Annotated in this window: 15 protein-coding genes and 1 riboswitch; of the genes, 2 read left to right on the forward strand and 13 right to left on the reverse strand. The window is 75.7% G+C overall.

The genetic code is table 11. The features are described 5' to 3' along the window. Positions 1-107: 107 nt before the first annotated feature. The 13 genes from cobJ to K7862_RS22295 all read right to left on the reverse strand — a co-directional run bounded on the left by cobJ (position 108) and on the right by K7862_RS22295 (position 18,982). Positions 108-1,838: a precorrin-3B C(17)-methyltransferase gene (cobJ, locus tag K7862_RS22235; protein WP_222965253.1), complete on the reverse strand. Its 1,731-nt coding sequence runs from the start codon at positions 1,836-1,838 to the stop codon at positions 108-110. 268 nt (positions 1,839-2,106) lie between these two features. Further along, positions 2,107-3,372, reverse strand: a complete 1,266-nt coding sequence (gene cbiE / locus K7862_RS22240; RefSeq protein ID WP_222965374.1) for a precorrin-6y C5,15-methyltransferase (decarboxylating) subunit CbiE — start codon at positions 3,370-3,372, stop codon at positions 2,107-2,109. 4 nt (positions 3,373-3,376) lie between these two features. After that, entirely contained in the window at positions 3,377-4,174 is a 798-nt protein-coding gene (gene cobM, locus K7862_RS22245; protein ID WP_222965255.1) for a precorrin-4 C(11)-methyltransferase, read from the reverse strand. Between the two features lie 149 nt (positions 4,175-4,323). Then, complete coding sequence (cobI, locus tag K7862_RS22250; protein ID WP_222965257.1) at positions 4,324-5,082, reverse strand: precorrin-2 C(20)-methyltransferase; 759 nt, start codon at positions 5,080-5,082, stop codon at positions 4,324-4,326. Then, complete coding sequence (locus tag K7862_RS22255; protein WP_222965259.1) at positions 5,067-6,503, reverse strand: cobyrinic acid a,c-diamide synthase CobB; 1,437 nt, start codon at positions 6,501-6,503, stop codon at positions 5,067-5,069. The genes cobI and K7862_RS22255 overlap by 16 nt, the downstream gene beginning before the upstream one ends. Further along, the gene (cobO, locus tag K7862_RS22260; protein ID WP_222965261.1) at positions 6,500-7,096 is read right to left on the reverse strand and encodes a cob(I)yrinic acid a,c-diamide adenosyltransferase; all 597 of its coding nucleotides are present in this window, start codon (positions 7,094-7,096) and stop codon (positions 6,500-6,502) included. Before cobO ends, K7862_RS22255 begins: the two co-directional genes overlap by 4 nt. Then, positions 7,096-9,150, reverse strand: a complete 2,055-nt coding sequence (locus K7862_RS22265; RefSeq protein ID WP_222965263.1) for a putative cobaltochelatase — start codon at positions 9,148-9,150, stop codon at positions 7,096-7,098. Before K7862_RS22265 ends, cobO begins: the two co-directional genes overlap by 1 nt. Next, positions 9,147-12,863, reverse strand: a complete 3,717-nt coding sequence (gene cobN / locus K7862_RS22270) for a cobaltochelatase subunit CobN (protein WP_222965265.1) — start codon at positions 12,861-12,863, stop codon at positions 9,147-9,149. Before cobN ends, K7862_RS22265 begins: the two co-directional genes overlap by 4 nt. Continuing rightward, positions 12,860-14,350: a cobyric acid synthase gene (locus K7862_RS22275; protein WP_308012119.1), complete on the reverse strand. Its 1,491-nt coding sequence runs from the start codon at positions 14,348-14,350 to the stop codon at positions 12,860-12,862. Before K7862_RS22275 ends, cobN begins: the two co-directional genes overlap by 4 nt. A 56-nt stretch (positions 14,351-14,406) precedes the next feature. After that, the gene (locus tag K7862_RS22280) at positions 14,407-15,516 is read right to left on the reverse strand and encodes a cobalamin biosynthesis protein (RefSeq protein ID WP_222965269.1); all 1,110 of its coding nucleotides are present in this window, start codon (positions 15,514-15,516) and stop codon (positions 14,407-14,409) included. Between the two features lie 114 nt (positions 15,517-15,630). Continuing rightward, positions 15,631-15,825: riboswitch (cobalamin riboswitch) on the reverse strand. Between the two features lie 87 nt (positions 15,826-15,912). Further along, positions 15,913-16,122 (reverse strand): hypothetical protein, encoded by a 210-nt coding sequence (locus tag K7862_RS22285; protein WP_222965272.1) that lies wholly within the window; start codon positions 16,120-16,122, stop codon positions 15,913-15,915. A 22-nt stretch (positions 16,123-16,144) separates the two neighbouring features. Then, a complete protein-coding gene (locus K7862_RS22290; RefSeq protein ID WP_222965274.1) occupies positions 16,145-17,335 on the reverse strand; it encodes an inorganic phosphate transporter in 1,191 nt (396 codons plus the stop codon). A 255-nt stretch (positions 17,336-17,590) separates the two neighbouring features. Beyond that, positions 17,591-18,982 (reverse strand): NAD(P)/FAD-dependent oxidoreductase, encoded by a 1,392-nt coding sequence (locus tag K7862_RS22295; protein ID WP_222965276.1) that lies wholly within the window; start codon positions 18,980-18,982, stop codon positions 17,591-17,593. Positions 18,983-19,089: 107 nt separating this feature from the next. Here K7862_RS22295 and K7862_RS22300 point away from each other — a divergent pair, with 107 nt between their 5' ends. Together K7862_RS22300 and K7862_RS22305 are read left to right on the forward strand one after the other, a co-directional pair. Then, complete coding sequence (locus K7862_RS22300) at positions 19,090-19,755, forward strand: class II aldolase/adducin family protein (protein ID WP_222965278.1); 666 nt, start codon at positions 19,090-19,092, stop codon at positions 19,753-19,755. A gap of 178 nt (positions 19,756-19,933) precedes the next feature. Beyond that, entirely contained in the window at positions 19,934-21,049 is a 1,116-nt protein-coding gene (locus K7862_RS22305; RefSeq protein ID WP_222965280.1) for an alpha/beta hydrolase, read from the forward strand. The last annotated feature ends 38 nt before the right edge of the window (positions 21,050-21,087 follow it).

The raw sequence follows: 21,087 nt of genomic DNA on the forward strand, positions 1-21,087 counted from the left end.
GAGGGGCCGAGGCAGGGGCCGGGGCCGGGGCCGGGCCGAGGGCGTGGGGTCGCTTCCGGTGCGGGTGCCGGTCGTGCGCGTGGCTCCGGCCGTCCGCGCGTCCCCGGTCATGCCTGCCACCGGTAGCCGCGCGGGGTGACCATCCGGCCGGCGACGGTACGGGTGGCCGTGTTGCCGACGGTCACGACCGTCACCATGTCCACCGTCGTGACGTCCAGGGCGGCCAGCGTGGTCACCTCGGCGCGCTCGTCCGGGCGGGACGCGGCGTGCACCACACCGACCGGTGTGCCCGGGGTGCGGTGCTCCGCGAGGATCGCCAGGGCCTTCGGCAACTGCCAGTCCCGGCCGCGGCTGCGCGGGTTGTAGAACGTCACGACCAGGTCGGACTCCGCGGCGGCCCGCACCCGGCGCTCGATCACCTCCCACGGCGTGTGCAGGTCGGACAGGCTGACGGACACATGGTCGTGACCGAGCGGCGCCCCCAGCAGGGCGGCGGCGGCCAGGGCGGCGGTCACCCCGGGCACCCCCACGACGTCGATGTCGTCGGCGGCCTCGGCGAGCGCGGGCGAGGCCATCGCGTACACGCCGGCGTCGCCGCTGCCGATGAGCGCGACCGCGTGACCGGCCCGCGCCTCGGCCACCGCGGTCCGCGCCCGCTCCTCCTCGGCGCCCAGACCGGACTCCAGCACCCGAGTGCCGGGCCGCAGCAGATCGCGGATCTGCGTCACGTACTGGTCCAGGCCCACGACGACCGAGGCGCGGCGCAGTTCCGCCGTGGCCCGGGGGGTCAACAGATCGCGCGCGCCCGGACCCAGCCCCACCACGGCCAGCCGGCCGCGGGGCCGGCGGCGGGCGACGGCCACCGTCGCCATCGCCGACTTCCGCTTGGACACGACGAGTTCGGGCGCAGGGCCGGTCCCGGCGTCCTGGGCCGGGGCGGCGGCGGAGTGGCCCGCGGCCAGCAGCGCGGCGGCTTCGGCCACGGAGGGCGTGCCCACGGCCCGCAGCGGCGCCGCGGACGGGTTCGGCACGGGGATCCGCGCGAGGTCCGGGGCGGCGAACGTCACCAGTTCCACGTCGAGTTCGGCCGCCGCCTCGACGATGCCGGCCTCCGACGCCTTCGCGTCCACGGTGGCCAGGGCCGTGACGCTCGCCTCGGCCAGCCTCGCGTCCCGCAGCGTCCCGCGCACCAGGCCCAGCACTTCCCCGGCCGTCACGCCACTGCTGGCCCCGACGCCCACGACGAGCGACGGCGGCCGCACGAACACGGTGGCCTCGCGCGGCGGCTCCACCCGGTCCGTCACCCACACGGCCGGGAGTCCGGGGTCCTCGTCGGTGTCCGGCCAGGGCCGCGCGGGCAGCGCCGGGAGCGGCCAGGCCGGGGCCGCGCGCAGCAGGACGGGGTCCCCGTCGAGCAGCGCGCGGGTCACTGCCGCTACGGCGCCCTCCGCGGGGCAGGGCAGGCCGTCCAGGGCGGAGAGGGCGACCGCGTCGGTGGCGGTCGTCACGACCGGCGCCGAACCGAGCTCCGCGGACACGGCCTCGGCCAGGTCGTTCGCTCCGCCCGCGTGGCCGCCGAGCAGGGCGACGGCGTGCCGGTGCGCCTCGTCGACGGTCACCACGCCCGGGTCCGTCGCCTTGTCCGCCAGCAGCGGGGCGAGCAGCCGTACGGTGGCGCCGGTCGCCAGGAACACGACGAGCTGGTCGCACTCCCGGAACGCGGCGCCGATGCTGCGGCTCACGGGGCCCTCGTAGGTCCGGGTGCGGCCGGGCCACGCGGTGGCCAGCCGTTCGCACCCCCGTCGTCCCGCGGCCGTCGCCGCCACCAGCCCGATCACGTCCTCACGTCCTTGTCTCCTCGTCCTGCGTTCGGCGCTGCGCCGAGCTGCGCCCGGTTGCGCTGCGGTGGGGCACCCCTTCGGGCGGCGGTACGCGCGGGAGCGTTCCGCCTCGCGGGGTGTGGTGCGGGGTGCGTTGCGCCCCGCGGGGTGCTGTGCCGTGTGCTGCCCGGTTGTGGCTGGGCGCGCTGGGGGCACCTCCCGGGGGAGGCCTGGGGGACCCCGCGCCTCCATCCGGGCTCGGCGCAAGGCCGGTTGCTGGTGGGGGTCATGGGCGGGTGGCCCAGAGGATGAAGACGGGGTTGGTGGGGGAGAGGCGGGTGGAACCGTCGGGGAGCGGGGCGAGGCGGGAGGAGTGCAGGAGGACGCCGTCGGGGACCAGCCCGGCGTCGAGGAGGGCCGAACGGACCGCGGGCACACGGTCGACGGCCGCGAGGGTGACCACGACGGTGCGGCGGGCGCGCCGGGCGCAGTGCGTCACGATCGCCGGGAGACCGGAGCCGCCGCCTCCGACGAAGACCGCGTCGGGGGTGGGGAGTTCGGCCAGCGCGCCCGGCGCTGTGCCGTGGACCGTCTGGACGTCCACGCCGTGCGCGGCCGCGTTCGCCCGGATCCGCGCCACACCGTCCGCGTCACGTTCGACGGCGACGACGGCCGCTCCGAACCGCGCGCACTCCACGGCGACGGACCCCGATCCGGCACCCACGTCCCACACCAGCTCGCCCAGGCGTGGCCCGAGCCGGGCCAGCACCAGGGCCCGCACCTCGGACTTGGTGACCATCGAGTCGCGGTGCGCGAACTCCTCCTCGGGCAGCGCCCATCCGGCGGGCGCGGGTGCCGGGCCGGCGACGGTCCGGGCGCGGTCGCCGGGCCGTTGCGCACCGGGGGCGAGGCTCAGCACGACGGAGACCGCCGCGGGCCAGTCGCGTGCGGCCGCCTCGCCGGGGCTGACGCGGACGACGGACTCCTCGTCCGTGCCGAGGGCCGTGGCGACCACGAGGGTGCGTTCGGGGCCCGCGGCGGCCAGTTCCGCGCCCAGTTCGGCGGGTCCGGCACCGGGACCGGTGAGGACGGCCGCTTTCGGGTGGGCCCGGCACACGTTCACCGCCGTCCGCAGGCCGCGCCCGTGGGCGCTCACGACGACCGCGTCGTCCCACGACAGCCCCAGGCGCGCGAACGCGACGGCGACCGACGGCGAGGACGGGCGGACATCCAGCGCGGACGGCCCGAAGCGCTCACCCAGCGCCCGCACGATCCCGAAGAACCCCGGGTCGCCGGAGGCCAGCACGGTCACCGGCCGCTCCTCGGCCAGGTACTCCGCGATGACGTCCAGTGCGGGCGCCAGCGGCCCCAGGACCACCTGCCGCACACCCGCGGGGACACGCGCCGCCTCCAGATGCCTGGCCGCTCCCACCACGAGACCGGCCTCGGCGCCGGCGTCCGACCCGGTGTCCGACCCGGCGCCCGGGCGCGAAGCCCGCACCGCCACCGCGCCGGAGGCGGGATGCGTCCCGGTGCCGATGACGGTGATCACCGCGTCAGCCACGGGAGGCTCGGAGGGTGCGGCGGGCGGAGGGGTCGGCGCGGCGGAAGCCGTGGAAGTGGCCGGGGTGGTAGAGGTGCGAGCGGGTGCCGGCGGCGCCCAGGGCGGGGCCCACCAGGAAGAGGGTGTGCTTCCACAGCTTGTGGGCCTTCACGGTCTCCTCCAGCGTGCCGACCGTGCAGCGCAGCAGCAGCTCCTCCGGCCAGGTCACCTGGTACGCGACCACCACCGGCGTGTCCGTCGGGTAGCCGCCCTCCAGCAGCTCCCCGGCGAGCTGGCCGGACCGCGCGGCCGACAGGAACACCGCCATCGTGGTGCCGTGGCGGGCGAACTCCCGCACCTCCTCACCCGGCGGCATCGGCGTCTTCCCGCCGCCGAGCCGGGTCAGGATGACCGACTGGGCGACCTCCGGGATGGTCAGCTCCCGCCCGGCCAGCGCCGCGACGGCCGAGAACGACGAGACGCCGGGCACGATCTCCACCTCGATGCCCAGCTCCGCGCACCGGTCGACCTGCTCCTGCGTGCCGCCCCACAGTGACGGGTCGCCGGAGTGGATCCTCGCCACCCGCAGGCCCTCGTCCCGCGCCCGCCGGTAGACGGCCACCACGTCCTCCAGGGACATGGCTGCCGAGTCCATGATCTCCGCGCCCTCGCGGGCGTGCTGCAGCACCTCGGCCTGCACCAGGCTCGCCGCCCAGATGACGACGTCCGCCTCCGCGATGGCGCGGGCCGCCCGGAACGTCAGCAGGTCGGCGGCGCCGGGACCGGCGCCCACGATCGTCACCCTGCCCACGCCGGAACCGGGCCCAGCGGCGCCCACCGCCTCGGCCGAACCCGGCCGCGCGTCCGAGCCCGCCGGGCCCGGACGCGCCGGCCCCGTGCCCGAACCCGGCCCCGGGCCGGCAACCCCCGCTCCCACGGCCGCCCCCTCGTCCTGCCCGCTCACAGCCCACCTCCAGTGTTTCCCGTGCCGAGCTTGCCGCCGCGGCCGCCGTCCCGGCGCGCGGGCGCGATGAGGGTCGACAGATAGGGCAGCGGACCGTCCAGCAGCAGGGCGGCGGGACGGATGGACTCCTCGGGCAGCCCCAGGGAACTGCCCCACACCGCCCCCTCGGTGCGGCCGGTCGCGCGCAGCGCCGCGGCCACCTCCTCGGCCTGGCGGCCGAACTTGTACGCCACGACCGTCCCGGGCCCCTCCAGGGCGTCCTTGAGGACCGCGGACCCCGCCGTCACCGGGACGAGCGTCAGCGGCTCGGTGCCCTCGGTGAGGACGGCTCCGCTGCGGGCGGCCAGGTCCTGCATCGCCGTGATGCCGGGGACCGTCGCGACGGCGACCTCCGGCAGGAGCCCGGCGACGGTGTGCGCGAGGTACGTGAACGTCGAGTAGACGTTGGGGTCGCCGATGGTCGCGAAGGCCACCGTGCCGTGCTCCCGCAGCAGTTCGGCGACGCGCTCCCCCGCCGCGTCCCACGCGGCCTCCCGGCGTGCCCGGTCGGAGCGCTCGTTCAGGGCGAAGACGACGCGGACGACGCGGGACGCGCCGACGTAGTGCAGGACGGTGGCCTCGGCGCGTCCCGTCTCGCCGCCGTCCATGACCGGTACCACGACCACGGCGGCGGCGCGCAGCGCGTTCACGCCCTTCACGGTGACCAGTTCGGGGTCGCCGGGGCCGACCCCGACTCCCGTCAGACGCATGCCCATGCGGCACACCTTTCGACGAAGCGCCGTGCCAGCGAGGGATCGGCGGACCAGTGCAGGTGGAGGTACGAGGCGTGCAGGTTGCCGACCGCGAAGCCCTCCGTGCGGCGTTCGGGGTGGGTGAAGCCCCACGCGGGAGGGGCGGCGGACGGGCCGGGCCGCACCTGGGTGCGGTGGAACTCGTGGCCGCGGATCCGGCCGCCCTCGGCGGTCAGGACGCTGTCGCCGAGAGCGACGGCCTCGCGGTAGCCGAGGGTGAGGCGGTCGGTCATCGTGGCCGTGGCGTCGAGCACCCCGCACATCCCGGCGCCGTCCAGGTCGCGGACGAGGTAGAGCAGCCCGGCGCACTCGGCGGCGACGGGACCGCGGAAGGCGGCGATCCGGGCGCGCAGCGGCGCGTTCGCCGACAGGGCCGGGGCGTGCACCTCGGGGAAGCCGCCCCCCACGACGATCCCCGCGGTGTCCTCGGGCAGGTCCTCGTCGGCGAGCGGGTCGAAGTGCACGACGTCGGCGCCGGCCGCCGCCAGCAGTTCGGTGTTCTCCGGGTAGGCGAAGCTGAACGCGGCGCCGGCGGCCACGGCGACCACCGGCCGCCGCCCGTTGGCCGCGGCCACGTCCCTCCCGGCCCGAGGCCCGTCCCCGGAAGCCGGGTCCCCATCCGGCAGGGGCCCGTCCCCGGAAGCCGCGTCCAGCGCCTCCGCCGCACTCCACGCCTCCGCCTCCAGCGGCGGCGCGGATCGCGCCAGCGCCCACAGCGCGGCCAGGTCGCACCCGGCGCGGACCCGCTCGGCGGCCGCGCCGATCCACACGGCGGCCTCGGCCCGCCGCTCCGCGGCCGGGACCAGGCCCAGGTGCCGGGACGGCACCCGCAACGCGTCGTCGCGCCGCAGCGCGCCGAGCACCGGCACCCCGGCCTCGTCCAGCGCCTCGCGCAGCACCGCCTCGTGCCGGTCCGAGCCCACGCGGTTGAGGATCACGCCGCCGATGCGGACACCGGTGTCCCAGGACGCGAAGCCGTGCACCAGCGCGGCCACCGACCGCGCCTGCGACGCCGCGTCGACGACCAGCACCACGGGCGCCCTCAGCAGCTTGGCGACCTGTGCCGTGGAGCCCAGTTCGCCGCGCCCGGAGACGCCGTCGAACAGGCCCATCACGCCCTCCACGACGGCCAGTTCGCATCCGGCGGCGCCGTGCAGGAACAGCGGTGCGACGCGCTGCTCGCCGGACAGGAAAGGGTCGAGGTTGCGGCCCGGCCGTCCGGTGGCCAGCGCGTGGTAGCCGGGGTCGATGTAGTCGGGGCCGACCTTGTGCGGGGAGACCGACAGGCCGCGTGCGGCGAACGCCGCCATCAGCCCGGTGGCGACGGTGGTCTTGCCGCTGCCGGAGGCCGGCGCGGCCACGACGAGACGGGGGACGGACGTCACCACTCGATGCCCTTCTGGCCCTTCTGGCCGACGTCCATGGGGTGCTTGACCTTGGACATGTCGGTGACCAGGTCGGCGGCGTCGACGAGGGCGGCCGGGGCGTTGCGCCCGGTGACGACCACGTGCTGGACGCCGGGCCGGTCGCGCAGCACCTCGACCACCTCGGCGGTGTCCACCCAGCCCCAGTGCAGCGGGTACGCGAACTCGTCGAGCACATACAGCCGGTAGGTCTCGGCGGCCAGGTCGCGCCGGACCTGCGCCCAGCCCTCGCGCGCGGCCTCCTCGTTGGACTCGGGGGAGCGCTGCACCCACGACCAGCCCTCGCCCATCTTGTGCCAGGCGACGGTGCCGCCCTCGCCGGAGTCGCCGAGGACCCGCAGCGCCCGTTCCTCGCCGACCCGCCACTTCGCGGACTTGACGAACTGGAACACCCCGACCGGCCAGCCCTGGTTCCACGCGCGCAGCGCGAGGCCGAAGGCGGCCGTCGACTTCCCCTTGCCGATCCCGGTGTGCACGATCGTCAGCGGGCGGTTGCGCCGCTGACGGGTCGTCAGGCCGTCGTCCGGCACGACGCTCGGCTGTCCCTGCGGCATCAGGCGGCCCTCCGTACGTCCTTGACGAGGGCGGACACGGTGTCCGCCCGCAGTTCCTCCAGCGTCACCGCGACGCCGCCCAGCTCCTGGGCGAGGGCGGGCGCGAGGCCCAGCCGCACCGGGCCGGCCTCGCAGTCCACGACCACCGAGGCCACCTGGGCGGCGGCCAGCAGCCGCGCAGAGCGGGCCGCGAGCGCCACCGGCTCGGGGCCGCCGGTGGCGCGCCCGTCGGTGACGACGACCAGCAGCGGCCGCCGTGCGGGGTCCCGCAGCCGCTCCACCCGCAGGACCTCGTGCGCCCTGAGCAGACCGGCGGCCAGCGGGGTGCGGCCGCCGGTCGGCAGGGTCGCCAGCCGGGCGGCGCCGGTGTCCACCGACGACGTGGGCGGCAGGGCCAGTTCGGCGCCGGTGCCGCGGAAGGTGATCAGCCCGACCTTGTCGCGTCGCTGGTAGGCGTCGAGCAGCAGCGACAGCACCGCGCCCTTGACCGCGCTCATCCGCTGCCGCGCCGCCATCGAGCCCGAGGCGTCCACCACGAACAGCACGAGGTTACCCTCCCGGCCCTCGCGCACGGCCTGCCGCAGGTCGTCCCGGCGGAGGACCAGACCGGGCCCGCCGCGACCGCGGGCGCGCTGGTGCGGGGCGGCGGCCTGCACGGTCGCGGCCAGGTGCAGGCGGGTCAGCGGGCCGTCGGGCCGCCGGGCGCCGGTGGTGCGGCCGTGCGCGGTACGGGCCCGGGACCGGCGGCCCGCGGCGCCGTCGCCGAGGCCCGGCACGGTCAGCGGCCGGATCCGGTACGGGTCCGCGGGCGCGGCCGGCTGCCGCTCGGCGGCCGCAGGACCGGGCGCGCCCGCGCGGTCCGGGTCCTCGCCGGGCGCGGTGTCCCGCTGCTCCGGCTCGGCCCGGCCGCCGGGATCGCCGCTGTCGCCTTCGCGGTGGCTGTCGCCGTCGCCGGGAGCGTCCTGCGGCGGGCGGCCGCCACCGCCGCCGTCCGGCCCGCCGGGGCCGTCGTCAGGGTCTTCCGGGCCGTCGTCACCCGCGCCGCGGGCTTGCTCCAGCGTCTCGTCGAGCTTGTCCTCGTCCAGGCCCGGCGCGTCGAACGGGTTGCGGCGTCGCCGGTGGGGGAGGGCCAGCAGGGCGGCCTGCCGGATGTCCTCGGCGAGCACCACCGTGCGTCCCGCCCAGGCGGCCAGCGCCGTCGCGGTCCTGGCCGTCACGATGTCGGCGCGCATGCCGTCCACCTCGAACGCGGCGCAGGTCGCGGCGATCTGCCGCAGCGCGCCGTCGCCGAGACGGACCTCGGGCAGCAGGGCGCGCGCGGCGGCGATGCGCTCGCACAGCTCCAGCTCCTGCACGGCCCACCGCGCCGCGAAGGCCTCCGGGTCGGCGTCGTAGGCCAGACGGCGGCGCACCACCTCGACCCGCTCGTCGGTCTCCCGGGAGGCCGCGACCTCCACGGTCAGGCCGAAGCGGTCCAGCAACTGCGGGCGCAGCTCGCCCTCTTCGGGGTTCATCGTGCCCACGAGCAGGAAACGGGCGGCGTGCCGCACCGAGACGCCCTCGCGCTCGACGTGGCTGGCGCCCATCGCCGCCGCGTCCAGCAGCAGGTCGACCAGGTGGTCGTGGAGCAGGTTGACCTCGTCGACGTAGAGGATGCCGCGGTGGGCCGCCGCGAGCAGTCCCGGCTCGAAGGCCTTCACGCCCTCGGCGAGGGCGCGTTCGATGTCCAGGGCGCCGACCAGCCGGTCCTCGGACGCCCCGACGGGCAGTTCAACCATCCGCGCGGGGCGGGTGAGGCCGTCGGCCGACGGGTCGTGCGGGCCGTCCGGGCACCTCAGGTCGGGGCCCGCCGGGTCGCAGCCGAACCGGCAGCCGGCCACCACGTCCACGGCCGGCAGCAGCGCCGAAAGGGCGCGCACCGCCGTGGACTTGGCGGTGCCCTTCTCGCCGCGGACCAGCACGCCGCCGACGGCCGGCGACACCGCGTTGAGCAGCAGCGCCAGCCGCAGGTCCTGCTGGCCCACCAGGGCACTGAACGGATAGGGAGTGTTCACGCGTCGCCCTCCAGGTCGCCTTCCAGCGCCAGATAGGTCTCCCGCAGCCGCGCCAGCGTCTCCGGGTCGGGTTCGGCCCACAGGCCGCGGTCGGCCGCCTCCAGCAGCCGCTCGGTGATGCCGCGCAGCGCCCACGGGTTGGAGCGCCGCATGAACTCCTGGTTCTCCGGCTCGAAGACGTAGGTGGCGGCCAGCGACTGGTACATCCAGTCGTCCACCACGCCCGCGGTCGCGTCGTAGCCGAAGAGGTAGTCGACGGTGGCGGCCATCTCGAACGCGCCCTTGTAGCCGTGCCGCCGCATCGCCGCCGTCCAGCGGGGGTTGACCACCCGGGCGCGGAAGACGCGGTGCGTCTCCTCGCCCAGCGTGCGCGTTCTGACCTGGTCGGCCAGCGCGCTGTCGCCGACGTACGCCTGCGGCGAGGAGCCGGTGAGGTGGCGGACCATGGCCACCATGCCGCCGTGGTACTGGAAGTAGTCGTCGGCGTCGACGAGGTCGTGCTCGCGGGTGTCGACGTTCTTGGCCGCCACCTGGATGCGCCGGAACGCCGTCTCCATGTCGCCGCGCGCGGCCCGCCCGTCCAGGCCGCGGCCGTAGGCGTAGCCGCCCCACACCGCGTAGACCTCGGCGAGGTCGGCGTCGGACCGCCAGTTGCGGGCGTCGATCAGCGGCAGCAGGCCGGCGCCGTACGCGCCCGGCTTGGACCCGAAGATCCGCGCGGTCGCACGGCGCCGGTCCCCGTGCTCGGCGGTGTCCTCGTCGGCGTGCGCGCGCACGTAGTTGACGTCCGCGGGCTCGTCGAGTTCGGCGACCGCCCGGACCGCGTCGTCCACCAGCGCCACCACGTGCGGGAAGGCGTCCCGGAAGAAGCCGGAGATGCGCACGGTCACGTCGATCCGCGGCCGGCCCAGCTCGTCGGCCGGCACCACCGCGAAGCCGGTGACGCGGCGCGAGGCGTCGTCCCACACCGGGCGGCAGCCCAGCAGCGCGAGGATCTCCGCGATGTCGTCGCCCTGGGTGCGCATGCACGAGGTGCCCCACACCGTCAGGCCCACCGAGGCGGGATAGGCGCCGGTGTCGGCGAGGTGCCGGGCCAGCAGCGAGTCGGCGAGCGCGGTCCCGACGTCCCAGGCCAAGCGCGAGGGAATGGCCTTGGGGTCCACGGAGTAGAAGTTGCGGCCGGTCGGCAGGACGTTGACCAGGCCGCGGGTGGGCGATCCCGACGGCCCGGCCGGCACGTAACCGCCGCGCAGCGCCCGCAGGATGTTGCCGATCTCGTCTGTGGTGCGGACCAGTCGCGGCACCACCTCGGCCGCCGCGAACTCCAGCACCCGCACCGCGTCCGGCACCTCCCGTCCGCCGAGCACGTCGCGCACCACCGCCGGTGCGGCGTCCGGCGCCCAGCCGCCGTCCTCCATGGCCTCCACCAGGCGCCGGGCCAGGTGCTCCAGCAGGTCCACCGTGTCCGAGCCGGTGCGGGCCGGGCCCGCGGCGAGCGCGGTCAGCGACCGCGGAACCTCCAGGCGCGCGCCGGGCCGCGCCAGCAGGTCCTTCTCGACCAGCCCGAAGGAGGCCGCGAGCGCCGCCCGCAGACCCGGCAGCGCGCCCCCGACGCCGCCCCACACCTGCGCCGAACGCAGCACCGCCAGCACGAGGTTGACCCGCGGCTCGCCGACCGGGCCCGCGCCCAGCACGTGCAGACCGTCGCGGATCTGGACGTCCTTGATCTCGCACAGCCAGCCGTCCACGTGCAGCACGAAGTCGTCGAAGGCGTCCTCGCCGGGCTGTTCGTCCACGTGCAGGTCGTGGTGGAGCTCCGCGGCCCGCACCAGCGTCCAGATCTGGCTGCGCACCGCCGGCGCCTTCGCCGGGTCCAGGTCGTTCACCAGGGCGTACTCGTCGAGGAGTTGCTCCAATTTGGCCAGGTCGCCGTAGGAGTCGGCGCGGGCCATCGGCGGCACCAGGTGGTCGACCACCGTCGCGTGGCCGCGCCGCTTGGCCTGCGTGCCCTCACCCGGGTCGTTGACGATGAACGGGTAGACGAGCGGGAGTTCGCCCAGTACCGCGTCCGGCGCGCAGCCCGCGGACAGCCCGAGGCCCTTGCCCGGCAGCCACTCCATCGTGCCGTGCTTGCCCAGGTGCACCACCGCGTCGGCGCCGAAGGTGTTCTCCAGCCAGCGGTAGGCCGCCAGGTAGTGGTGGGAGGGCGGCATGTCCGGGTCGTGGTAGATCGCGATCGGGTTCTCGCCGAAACCGCGCGGCGGCTGGATCATCACCACGACGTTGCCGAACCGCAGGGACGCCAGCACGATCTCCGGCTCGCCGCCCTGCTCGTCCACGTACAGGCCGCCCGGCGGTTCGCCCCAGTGCTCGGTCATCGCCTTCCGCAGCCGCGGGTCCAGCGTGCCGAACCACTCCTGGTAGTCCTTCAGCGGCACCCGCGCCGGCGCGGACGCGAGCTGCTCCTCGGTCAGCCACTCCACGTCGTGACCTCCCGCCGCGATCAGCCGGTGGATCAGCTCGTCGCCCTCCTCCGGGTGGTCGCCGGTGCGGTAACCGGCCTCGCCCAGGGCGCGCAGCAGCCGCACGGCGGAGGCGGGGGTGTCCAGACCGACGGCGTTGCCGACCCGGGAGTGCTTGGTGGGGTAGGCGGTGAAGACCAGGGCCAGCCGCTTGTCCTGGTTCGGCTTGTGCCGCAGCGCCGCGTGCCGCACCGCGATCCCGGCGACCCGCGCGGCCCGCTCGGGGTCGGCGACGTACACCGGCACGTCGCCCTCGCCGGTCTCCTTGAACGAGAACGGCACGGTGATCAGCCGCCCGTCGAACTCCGGGATGGCCACCTGCATCGCCGCGTCCATCGGGACCAGCGCCGCGTCGGACTCCAGCCAGGCGGCGCGCGAGGACGTCAGGCACAGGCCCTGCAGGACGGGCACGTCCAGCGCGGCCAGCGCGCCGACGTCCCAGGCCTCGTCGTCGCCGCCCGCGCTCGCCTGCGACGCCACCGTGCCCCCCGCCGCCAGCACCGTGGCCACGATCGCGTCGGCCTGCCCCAGCAGCGCGTACAGCCCCTCCCCGGCGCCGCGCAGCGAACCGCAGTACACGGGCAGCGGGTTGGCGCCCCGGGCCGCGATCGCCGCACAGAGGGTGTCCACGAAACCGGTGTTCCCGGACAGCTCGTGGGCGCGGTAGAAGAGCACCGCCACGGTCGGGCGGTCCGCCTGCCGCGGGTACGCGCCGTGCACGCCGAACTCCGGCATGGGGCGCGGCGCCTCGAAGCCCTCGCCGCTCATCAGCACGGTGTCGGACAGGAAGCGGGCCAGCTCGGCGAGGTTGTCCGGGCCGCCTTCCACCAGGTAGCGCAGCGACTCCGCGACGACACCGGCGGGCACCGACGACATCGCCATCAGCTCGGCGTCCGGCACGGACTCGCCGCCCAGCAGGACCGCGGGCACGCCCGAGGCGGCCAGCACCTCCAGCCCGCGCTCCCACACCCGGCGCCCGCCGAGCAGCCGGACGACGGCCACGTCCGCGCCCGCCAGGAGCCCCGGCAGGTCCGCGTCCGGGTCGACCCGCGCGGGGTTGCCGATGCGGTACGTGGCCGCCGGGGCTGAGGAGCCGGACGTCCCGGACGTCCCGGATTCCCCGGTGGCGGAGGCGGCGCGGGCCGCGAGCAGGTCGGTGTCCGCGGTGGACAGCAGCAGAACGGTGGTCATGGTGCTCCCGGAGGCAGGAACGGGAGGCCGGCGGGTGCGCCGTCCTCGATGAGCCGCAGCAGCGCGGCGGTGTCCATGTGGGCGTCGATCAGGTCGGCGAGGCGGTCGAGCTGGGCCTCGCGCAGGGCGGCGAACGAGGTGCCGGGCGCCGGCACGAAGCGGCGGCCCGCCTGGGCCGCGACCCGCCGCAGGAACTCCCGGCGGAAGCCGTCGCTCTCCAGCGAGCCGTGCCAGTGCGTGCCCCACACCGCGCCGACCCGGCAGCCGTCGAGGAACTCCTCGTCGCCGCCGAGGAGTTCGGCCACCCCGTGGTGGATCTCGTAGCCGCTGACCGGTTCGCCCAGCGCGCGTCCCTCGGGCCGCGCGAGGGTCTTGTCGGCGGCGAACCGCACCCGGACCGGCAGCAGGCCCAGGCCCGCCACCGTGCCCGCGCGGGACTCCACGTCGTCCTCGATGCGCTCGCCCAGCATCTGGAAGCCGCCGCAGACGCCCAGCACCGGCCGGCCCTCCGCGGCACGGCGGCGGACCGCGTCGGCCAGCCCGCGCTCGTGCAGCCAGCGCAGTGCCCGGACCGTGCCGCGGGTACCCGGCAGCACCACCAGGTCGGCGTCCGCGATCTCCTCCGGCCGGTCCACGAACCGCACCACCACGCCGGGTTCGGCGGCGAGCGCGTCCACGTCGGTGAAGTTGGACATCAGCGGCACGGCGGCGACGGCGACGCGCAGCACCTCCTCGCCCAGCGGCGCCCCGGCGGCCTTCGACTCGCGGGCCCGCAGCCCGTCCTCCTCGTCGATGCCCAGGCCGTGCGCGAACGGCAGCACGCCGAGCGCCGGGCGGCCGGTCAGCTTGTTCAGCATGTCCAGGCCGGGTTGCAGCAGCGTCACGTCGCCGCGGAACTTGTTGACCAGGTAACCGCAGACCAGCGCCTGGTCCTCGGGGCCGAGCAGCGCGGTGGTGCCGAAGAAGGACGCGAACACCCCGCCGCGGTCGATGTCGCCGACCACCAGCGCCGGCAGCGACGCGCGGCGGGCCAGCGCCATGTTGACGATGTCGGTGCGCCGCAGGTTGATCTCGGCCGGGCTGCCCGCGCCCTCGCAGATCACCGCGTCGTGGGTGCGGCCGAGCTCCTCCAGGCAGCCCACGACGGTGTCCAGCAACTCCCGCTGGCGACCGCCGTGGTAGCCGCGGGCGCTCAACTCGCCCACCGCGCGCCCGAGGACGATCACCTGGCTGCTGCTGTCGCCGCCCGGCTTGAGGAGGACCGGGTTCATCAGCGCCGATGGCTCGACGCGGGCGGCCTGCGCCTGCATCGCCTGCGCGCGGCCGATCTCGGCGCCGTCCCGCGTGACGAAGGAGTTGAGCGACATGTTCTGCCCCTTGAAGGGGGCGACGCGCACGCCCTGCCGGACCAGCCACCGGCAGATCCCGGCGGTGACCACGCTCTTGCCGGCGTCGGAGTGCGTCCCGGCGACCAGCAGCCCCTTCACCCGCGGGGACTCGGCCGCCCTCGCCGGACCGCCTCCGCCGCCGTTCGCCGTGCCGTTCACCGCGCCCCCTTCGTACCTGCGGACGTGCGCCGTGCGGACGTGCGCCCTGCGGATGTGCGCCGTGCGGACCCGAACTCCGCCGGCCCGGCCTTCGCCCGGGTGCGCCGCGAAGCCCTCGGCCGCGCGATCGGGAGCCGTACGGTCCCGGACTCGTCAGGCCGGACACCGCGGTTGCCTGCCGCGGACAGCAGCAGGGACGCGCCCAGCGCCAGCGCGCTCACCCGGCGCGAGAGGCGGATCGCCCGCCGGATGTCCGCCGGGCCCGGGGCGGCGAACTCCCCGCCCAGCACCGGCCGGTGCTCGACGCGGCCGCCGTAGGCCAGGGTGCCGCCCAGACGCAGCCGCAGGGCGCCGGCGAACGCGGCCTCCACAGGGCCGGCGTTGGGGCTGGGGTGGAGGCGGGCGTCGCGGCGCCAGACGCGCAGCGCGGAACGCGGGTCGGGCCCCGCCAGCACGGCCAGCGCCGCGGTCAGCCGGGCGCCGGGCCATCCGGCGGCGTCGTCCAGCCGGGCCGACGCCCAGCCGAACCGCAGGTACCGCGGCGAGCGGTGACCGACCATGGCGTCCAGGGTGTTGACGGCCCGGAAGCCGGCCAGGCCCGGCACCCCGGCCAGGCCGCCCCACACCAGCGCGCCGACCACGGCGTCGGAGGTGTTCTCGGCGACGGACTCGACCACGGCGCGCGCGATGCCGTCCGCGTCGAGCCGCTGCGGGTCGCGCCCGCACAGGTGGGGCAGCCGCTCCCGGGCCGCCGCCAGGTCCCCGGCCTCCAGCGCGGCGCCGATCGCGGACGCCTCACGGGCCAGCGACGTGCCGCCCAGCACCGTCCAGGTGGCGGCGGCGGTCAGCGCGACGTGCAGCGCGGGGGAGGAGCGCACGGCCCGCCGGGCCAGTAGGGCGGCAGCCACCGCACCTCCGGCGCACAGCGCCGTGTGGACCGTGCCGGTCGCACGGTCGTCGCGCCACAGCCGGCGTTCCAGCGCCGCCGCCGCGCGCCCGAAGCCGGCGACCGGATGGCCGCGACGCGGGTCGCCCAGGGCGAGGTCGCACAGGAAGCCGAGCGTGGCGCCGTACGCGAAGACGCGTCGGGCACGCGGGGCGGGCATCGGCTCAGCCCGCCGTCACGCTCCGCGGGGGCGAACAGGGTGGTGTGCCTGGGGTGGTGACGGAACGGGTGCCGGGCATGGCAGGGAGTCCTCACTCAGGGTCCGCGCCCTGGTTCGACGTGACCGGCGGTGAGAGTCTCCTGGCTCCCGGATCAACGCACTCCCGGTCTTCCAGCCGGCAAGCCGGCCGTGACGTACGGGTTGGGAGTGCACTCCCCGGTGACAGTGGCGGGACCGCGCCGGATTCACACCGGACTTCCTCTCCTGCCGCCGCATGGCTTCCGGCAGTTCACCACGTGAGCGATACCCGGTCAACTCCCCGTTGACCTGCGCCGACGGAGTGTGGTGAGGTCCACACGCCGCCGGCGCACGAGGTTCACGGGTTCGCGCGGGGTGCTACTTCGAGACGATCAGGTAGATGCCCCACGCGACGGCCGCCGCGCAGGCGGCGAAGCACACGTACGCGCCGGTGCGGGAGAGCGCGGCGGCTCCGCCCTCGCGGCGGGACAGGCCCACCACGCCTAGGGTGAAGACGCCGACCAGGCCGACGGTGGACAGCAGCGTGACGGCGAAGACCGTGAACAGGGCGTGCCAGTCGATGCTCATGGGAGGTCCTTCTCGCGGGGCTTCAGGCGGCCGTGCCGGCGGCCGGGGCCGGGGGCGGCGGGGCGACGGCGGCGATGGCCGCGGTGACGGCGCCCTGCGGCTCCGCCGTGTCGGTCTCGTTGACGTTGGCGCTGGTGACCGGCCGGCGCCGCGAGGCGGTGCGGATGGCCGCGCAGGCCGCGAGGGCGAGCACCGCGACCACGGTGACTCCCCACTTGCCCTGGTCGGCCAGCAGCGCGGCGCCCGCCGCGACCAGGCCCGCGCCCGGCAGGGTCAGCACCCAGGCCGCGACCATCCGGCCGGCGGTGCTCCAGCGCACCACCGCGCCGCTGCGACCCAGGCCCGCGCCCATCACCGCGCCGGAGCAGACCTGCGTGGTGGACAGCGCGAAGCCGAGGTGGGACGAGGCGAGGATGGTGGCCGCCGCGCCGGTCTGGGCGGCGAAGCCCTGCTGCGGCTGGATGTCGGTCAGGCCGCGCCCCATGGTGCGGATGATCCGCCAGCCGCCGAGGTAGGTGCCCATCGCCATGGCGGCGCCGGCGGAGACGATCACCCACAGCGGCGGGTCGGAGTGCGGGGCGAGGGCGTTGCCGGTGATCAGGGTGAGGGTGATCACACCCATGGTCTTCTGCCCGTCGCTGGTGCCGTGGGCGAGCGAGACCAGGCCGGCCGAGGCGATCTGCCCGGCCCGGTACCCGCGTGCCGTGGCCTTCGGGTCGGTCCTGCGTCCGACCCGGTAGGACACGCGGGTGGCGAGCGTCGAGGCCAGGCCGGCCACGACGGGTGCGGCCGCGGCCGGGATCAGGACCTTCATCACCACCGCGTCGCCGTGGATGCCGTGGGTGCCGGCGGCCACCAGGACCGCGCCGATGAGGCCGCCGAACAGGGCGTGCGAGGAACTGGAGGGCAACCCGGCCAGCCAGGTGATCATGTTCCACAGGATCGCGCCGACCAGGCCGGCGAAGATCACTTCGGGCTTGATCCCGGCGGACTCGTCGATGATGCCGCCGGAGATGGTCTTGGCGACGGCGACCGAGAGGAACGCGCCGACGAGGTTGAGTGCGGCGGACATGGCCACCGCCGTCTTGGGCTTGAGCGCACCGGTCGAGATGGTGGTGGCCATCGCGTTGGCGGTGTCGTGGAATCCGTTCGTGAAGTCGAACACGAGTGCGGTGGCGATCACGATTCCGATCAGGAGCGTGATGTGTTCCATGGACCCAGGCATTCGTTCGATCGGACAGTGGCGAGCCGACCGTACGGAGCCATGGTGAACGGAAGGTGAACTGCGCACAGACATGGGGTGCTGACATGAATTCGGCGTTAACGATCTTGGAATCGTCAGTGACTCACAGGTTACCGCTCGTGTTCGGAGCCGCGCGCGACGAGCCCGCCGCCAGCGCCGGGACGGCGGGGCGGCGGGGCGTGGGGGCGGCGGGATGTGGGGGCGTGGGTGCGTCAGGGGGGGCGGTCAGTGGCGCCCGGCCAGGCGGTCGGCCCAGCGGGCCAGGACGTCGGTGCGCGTGCTGCGGGCCGCCCGTTCCCTGCGGTCCGCGGCGCGGTAGGCGGCGTAGAGCCCGTGCACCCCCGCCCAGCGGAACGGCTCCGGCTCCCAGCGCCGCACCCGGTGCCCCACCCACGGCAGGCCGGTGAGCGCGGTCCGCTGCCCCTGCCCGGAGTCCAGCCGGACCAGGTCGCACAGGGTGCGCGCCGCCAGGTTGGAGGTGGCCACCCCGCTGCCGACGTAACCGCCCGCCCAGCCCAGGCCCGTGGTCCGGTCGAGCTGGACGCTCGCGCACCAGTCGCGCGGCACCCCCAGCACGCCCGACCAGGCGTGGTCGATCGCCGCCCCGGCCGTCGCGGGGAAGAGGCGGACCAGGATCTCCCGCAGCGCCGCCACCGTCGCCGCCGAGGTCCGCCCGTCGCTGTCGGTGCGCGAGCCGAACCGGTACGGCACCCCGCGCCCGCCCAGCGCGATCCGGCCGTCGGCGGTGCGCTGCGCGTACATGTAGGCGTGCGCCATGTCGCCCAGCGTCTCCGCGCCGTCCCAGCCGATCGTCGCCCACACCTCGGGCGGCAGCGGTTCGGTGGCGATCATGGAGGAGTTCATCGGCAGCCAGGTGCGCCGCTGTCCCCGCAGGGAGGCGGTGAAGCCCTCGGTGCAGCGCAGGATGTACGGCGCCCGGACCGTGCCGTAGGGCGTGACCGCGTGCCGGGGCCGGATCTCGGTCACCGGCGTCGACTCGTGCAGCGTCACCCCGAGCCGTTCGACCGCCGCGGCCAGCCCCTGCACCAGCTTGACCGGGTGCACCCGCGCGCCGTGCGGCGTCCAGGTGCCGCCGACCGTGCCCGCCACTCGTACCCGGCGCGCCGACTCGGCCGCGCCCAGCAGGACCCGGTCCTTCTCGCCGAACGCCGTCTCCGCCTCGTGATAGGCCTTCAGGCGTGCCAACTGTGCCGGGCTGCAGGCCACTTCGAGGACGCCGCCCTGGTGGATGTCGGCGTCGATGCCCTCCCGGGCGGCCACCGCGACCACCTCGCCGACCGTGTCGTTCATCGCCCGCTGCAGTGCGACCGCCGCGTCGTGGCCGTGCAGCCGGGCGTACCGGTCGCGGCCGGCGATGCCGTTGTACAGCCAGCCGCCGTTGCGCCCGGACGCGCCGTAGCCGCAGAACCGCGCCTCCAGCACGGTGATGCGCAGGAACGGCGCCGCCTTCTTCAGGTAGTAGGCGGTCCACAGGCCCGTGTAGCCGCCGCCGACGATCACCACGTCCGCGTCGCCGTCCCCGGGCAGCGGCTCACGCGGCACCGGGATGCCCGTCCCCGCGTACCAGAAGGAGATACCGCCGTTGACGGTGGTCATAATGCCCCTGCAATCCGTGTGCTCGGTGGGTGGTGTGCGGGACGCTACTGCGCCCGTCCGAGGCCCGGCAACGGACAACGTGTAAGCACCCGGCGTAAGGACGCGACGTGCGTGACACTGTGGAAGAAGCCTGGTCGGACGTGGTGGAGACGGCCCGCAGGAGCGTGGCGGACGGCCTGGTCGTCGGAAGGTCGGGCAACGTCTCGGCGCGGGTGGGCGACCTCGTGCTCGTCACCCCCACCGGCGTGCCGTACGACCGGCTCGGACCGGACGACGCCGTGGCGGTGGACCTGGCCGACGGACGGCAGGTGCGCGGCGCGCTGCGGCCCACCAGCGAACTGCAGATGCACCTGGCGGTCTACCGTGCCACCCCGGCCCGCGCGATCGTGCACACCCACGCGCCGCACGCCACCGCGGTCTCCACGCTGGTCACCGAACTCCCCCTGATCCACTACATGGCGGCGGCGCTCGGCGGCCAGGTCCTGGTGGCCGGCTACGAGCTCTACGGCAGCGACGCACTGGCGGACGAGGTGCTCGGGGCGCTGCGCGAGGACCGCACCGGCTGCCTGATGCGCAACCACGGCACCCTGACGTACGGCGACACCCTCGACGAGGCGTACGACCGCACCGCGCAGCTGGAGTGGATGTGCCGGGTGTGGCTGCTGGCCCGCTCGGCGAAGGACGCGGGCATGCCGCGCACCCTGACCGGACGGCAACTGGACCGGGTCACCGAGAAGCTCAAGGGCTACGGACAGCAGGCGCCGCCGGCCTGAACCGGGCTCGAACGGGCCCCGGACCGGCCCGAACCGGCCCCAGACCGGCCCGGACCGATCCGAAGCAGCCGTGACGCTGCCCGAACGCGCCCCGGAAACCCCGGAAAAGGGCTGGAATGTCACCCACTCGACAGCGGCCCCCTGGCACACGGCGGCGACTTTGCCCACACTGGAGAGGATGCGCCTACGTACAGGAGTGGTCCTGGCGGCCACAGCAGCGGTGGGTGCCGGGACGGCCGCACTGGCGGTCGGCCGGTACGGGTCCGGCTTCGCCCTGAAGCCCTCAGTGGCGGGTCCCGCCCCGGAGGGGCTGATCACCGTCCATGCCGTCGACGGCGACTGGGTGGTGCTCACCCGCACCACCGCCTCCGCCCGGCCCGGCGTCTACGGGCTGTCCGGCACCAAACTGCACGCCACGGTCGGACCGGTCGCCGGGCAGGACGCCTACTCCGTCACCCGCAGGCTGCTGCGCGTGGACCGCGGCGCCCTCGGCGCCGGCGGCTTCGTGCGGATGACCTCCCAGGCCTACGAGGGCGACCCCCGCAGCGCCCGCGACCTCGACTTCGCGGACGTGCAGGTCCCCGGGGAGCTCGGCCCGATGCCCGCCTGGTTCCTGCCGGGCGCCCGCCGCACCTGGGTGATCTGCGTGCACGGCGTCGGCGCCACCCGCGAGCAGGCGCTGCCCGTGCTGCCCGCGCTGCACCGCTTCCGCTTCCCGGTGCTCGTGCCGTCCTACCGCAACGACCCCGGCGCGCCGCCGTCGCCCGACGGCATCGCCCACCTCGGCGACACCGAGTGGAGCGACCTGGACTCCGCCATGCGTCACGCCGTCGACCAGGGCGCCGAGCACATCGTCCTCTACGGCTGGTCCACCGGCGCCACGATGGCGCTGCGGGCCCTGTCGCAGTCCACCGTCCGCGGCAGGGTCAGCGGCCTGGTGCTCGACTCCCCGGTGCTGGACTGGCGGTCCACGGTCCGTGCCTCGGTCCGCACCCGCGGGCTGCCCGCCGTGGTCAGCCCGCTCGCCGAGCGCACCGTCGAGGGCCGGACCGGGCTGCACGCGGCCCGCCACACCGAGGCCCTCGAACCCGAGCGGCTCACCGTCCCCACCCTGATCGTGCACGGTCCCGACGACCACTTCGCCCCCTACTCGGCCTCGCACCGCCTGGCCGAGCAGCGGCCGGACGTCGTGACCCTGCACACCGTGCCCGACGCGCCCCACGCCGCCATGTGGAACGCCGACCCGGACGGCTACGAGGAGACCCTGAGGCGGTTCCTGACACCGCTCATGTGAGCGCTTACCGCCCTGCTGCGAGGCTCCGATTGGGATTC

The sequence above is a fragment of the Actinacidiphila acidipaludis genome, from assembly GCF_019890725.1.
Classification (GTDB): domain Bacteria; phylum Actinomycetota; class Actinomycetes; order Streptomycetales; family Streptomycetaceae; genus Actinacidiphila; species Actinacidiphila acidipaludis.

Coding starts and splice junctions, on each gene's coding strand:
- K7862_RS22280 (WP_222965269.1), bottom strand. CDS start 15,516: ATGCCCGCCCCGCGTGCCCGACGCGTCTTCGCGTACGGCGCCACGCTC.
- cobO (WP_222965261.1), bottom strand. CDS start 7,096: ATGCCGCAGGGACAGCCGAGCGTCGTGCCGGACGACGGCCTGACGACC.
- K7862_RS22295 (WP_222965276.1), bottom strand. CDS start 18,982: ATGACCACCGTCAACGGCGGTATCTCCTTCTGGTACGCGGGGACGGGC.
- cobI (WP_222965257.1), bottom strand. CDS start 5,082: ATGGGCATGCGTCTGACGGGAGTCGGGGTCGGCCCCGGCGACCCCGAA.
- cobN (WP_222965265.1), bottom strand. CDS start 12,863: ATGACCACCGTTCTGCTGCTGTCCACCGCGGACACCGACCTGCTCGCG.
- K7862_RS22285 (WP_222965272.1), bottom strand. CDS start 16,122: ATGAGCATCGACTGGCACGCCCTGTTCACGGTCTTCGCCGTCACGCTG.
- K7862_RS22290 (WP_222965274.1), bottom strand. CDS start 17,335: ATGGAACACATCACGCTCCTGATCGGAATCGTGATCGCCACCGCACTC.
- K7862_RS22305 (WP_222965280.1), top strand. CDS start 19,934: ATGCGCCTACGTACAGGAGTGGTCCTGGCGGCCACAGCAGCGGTGGGT.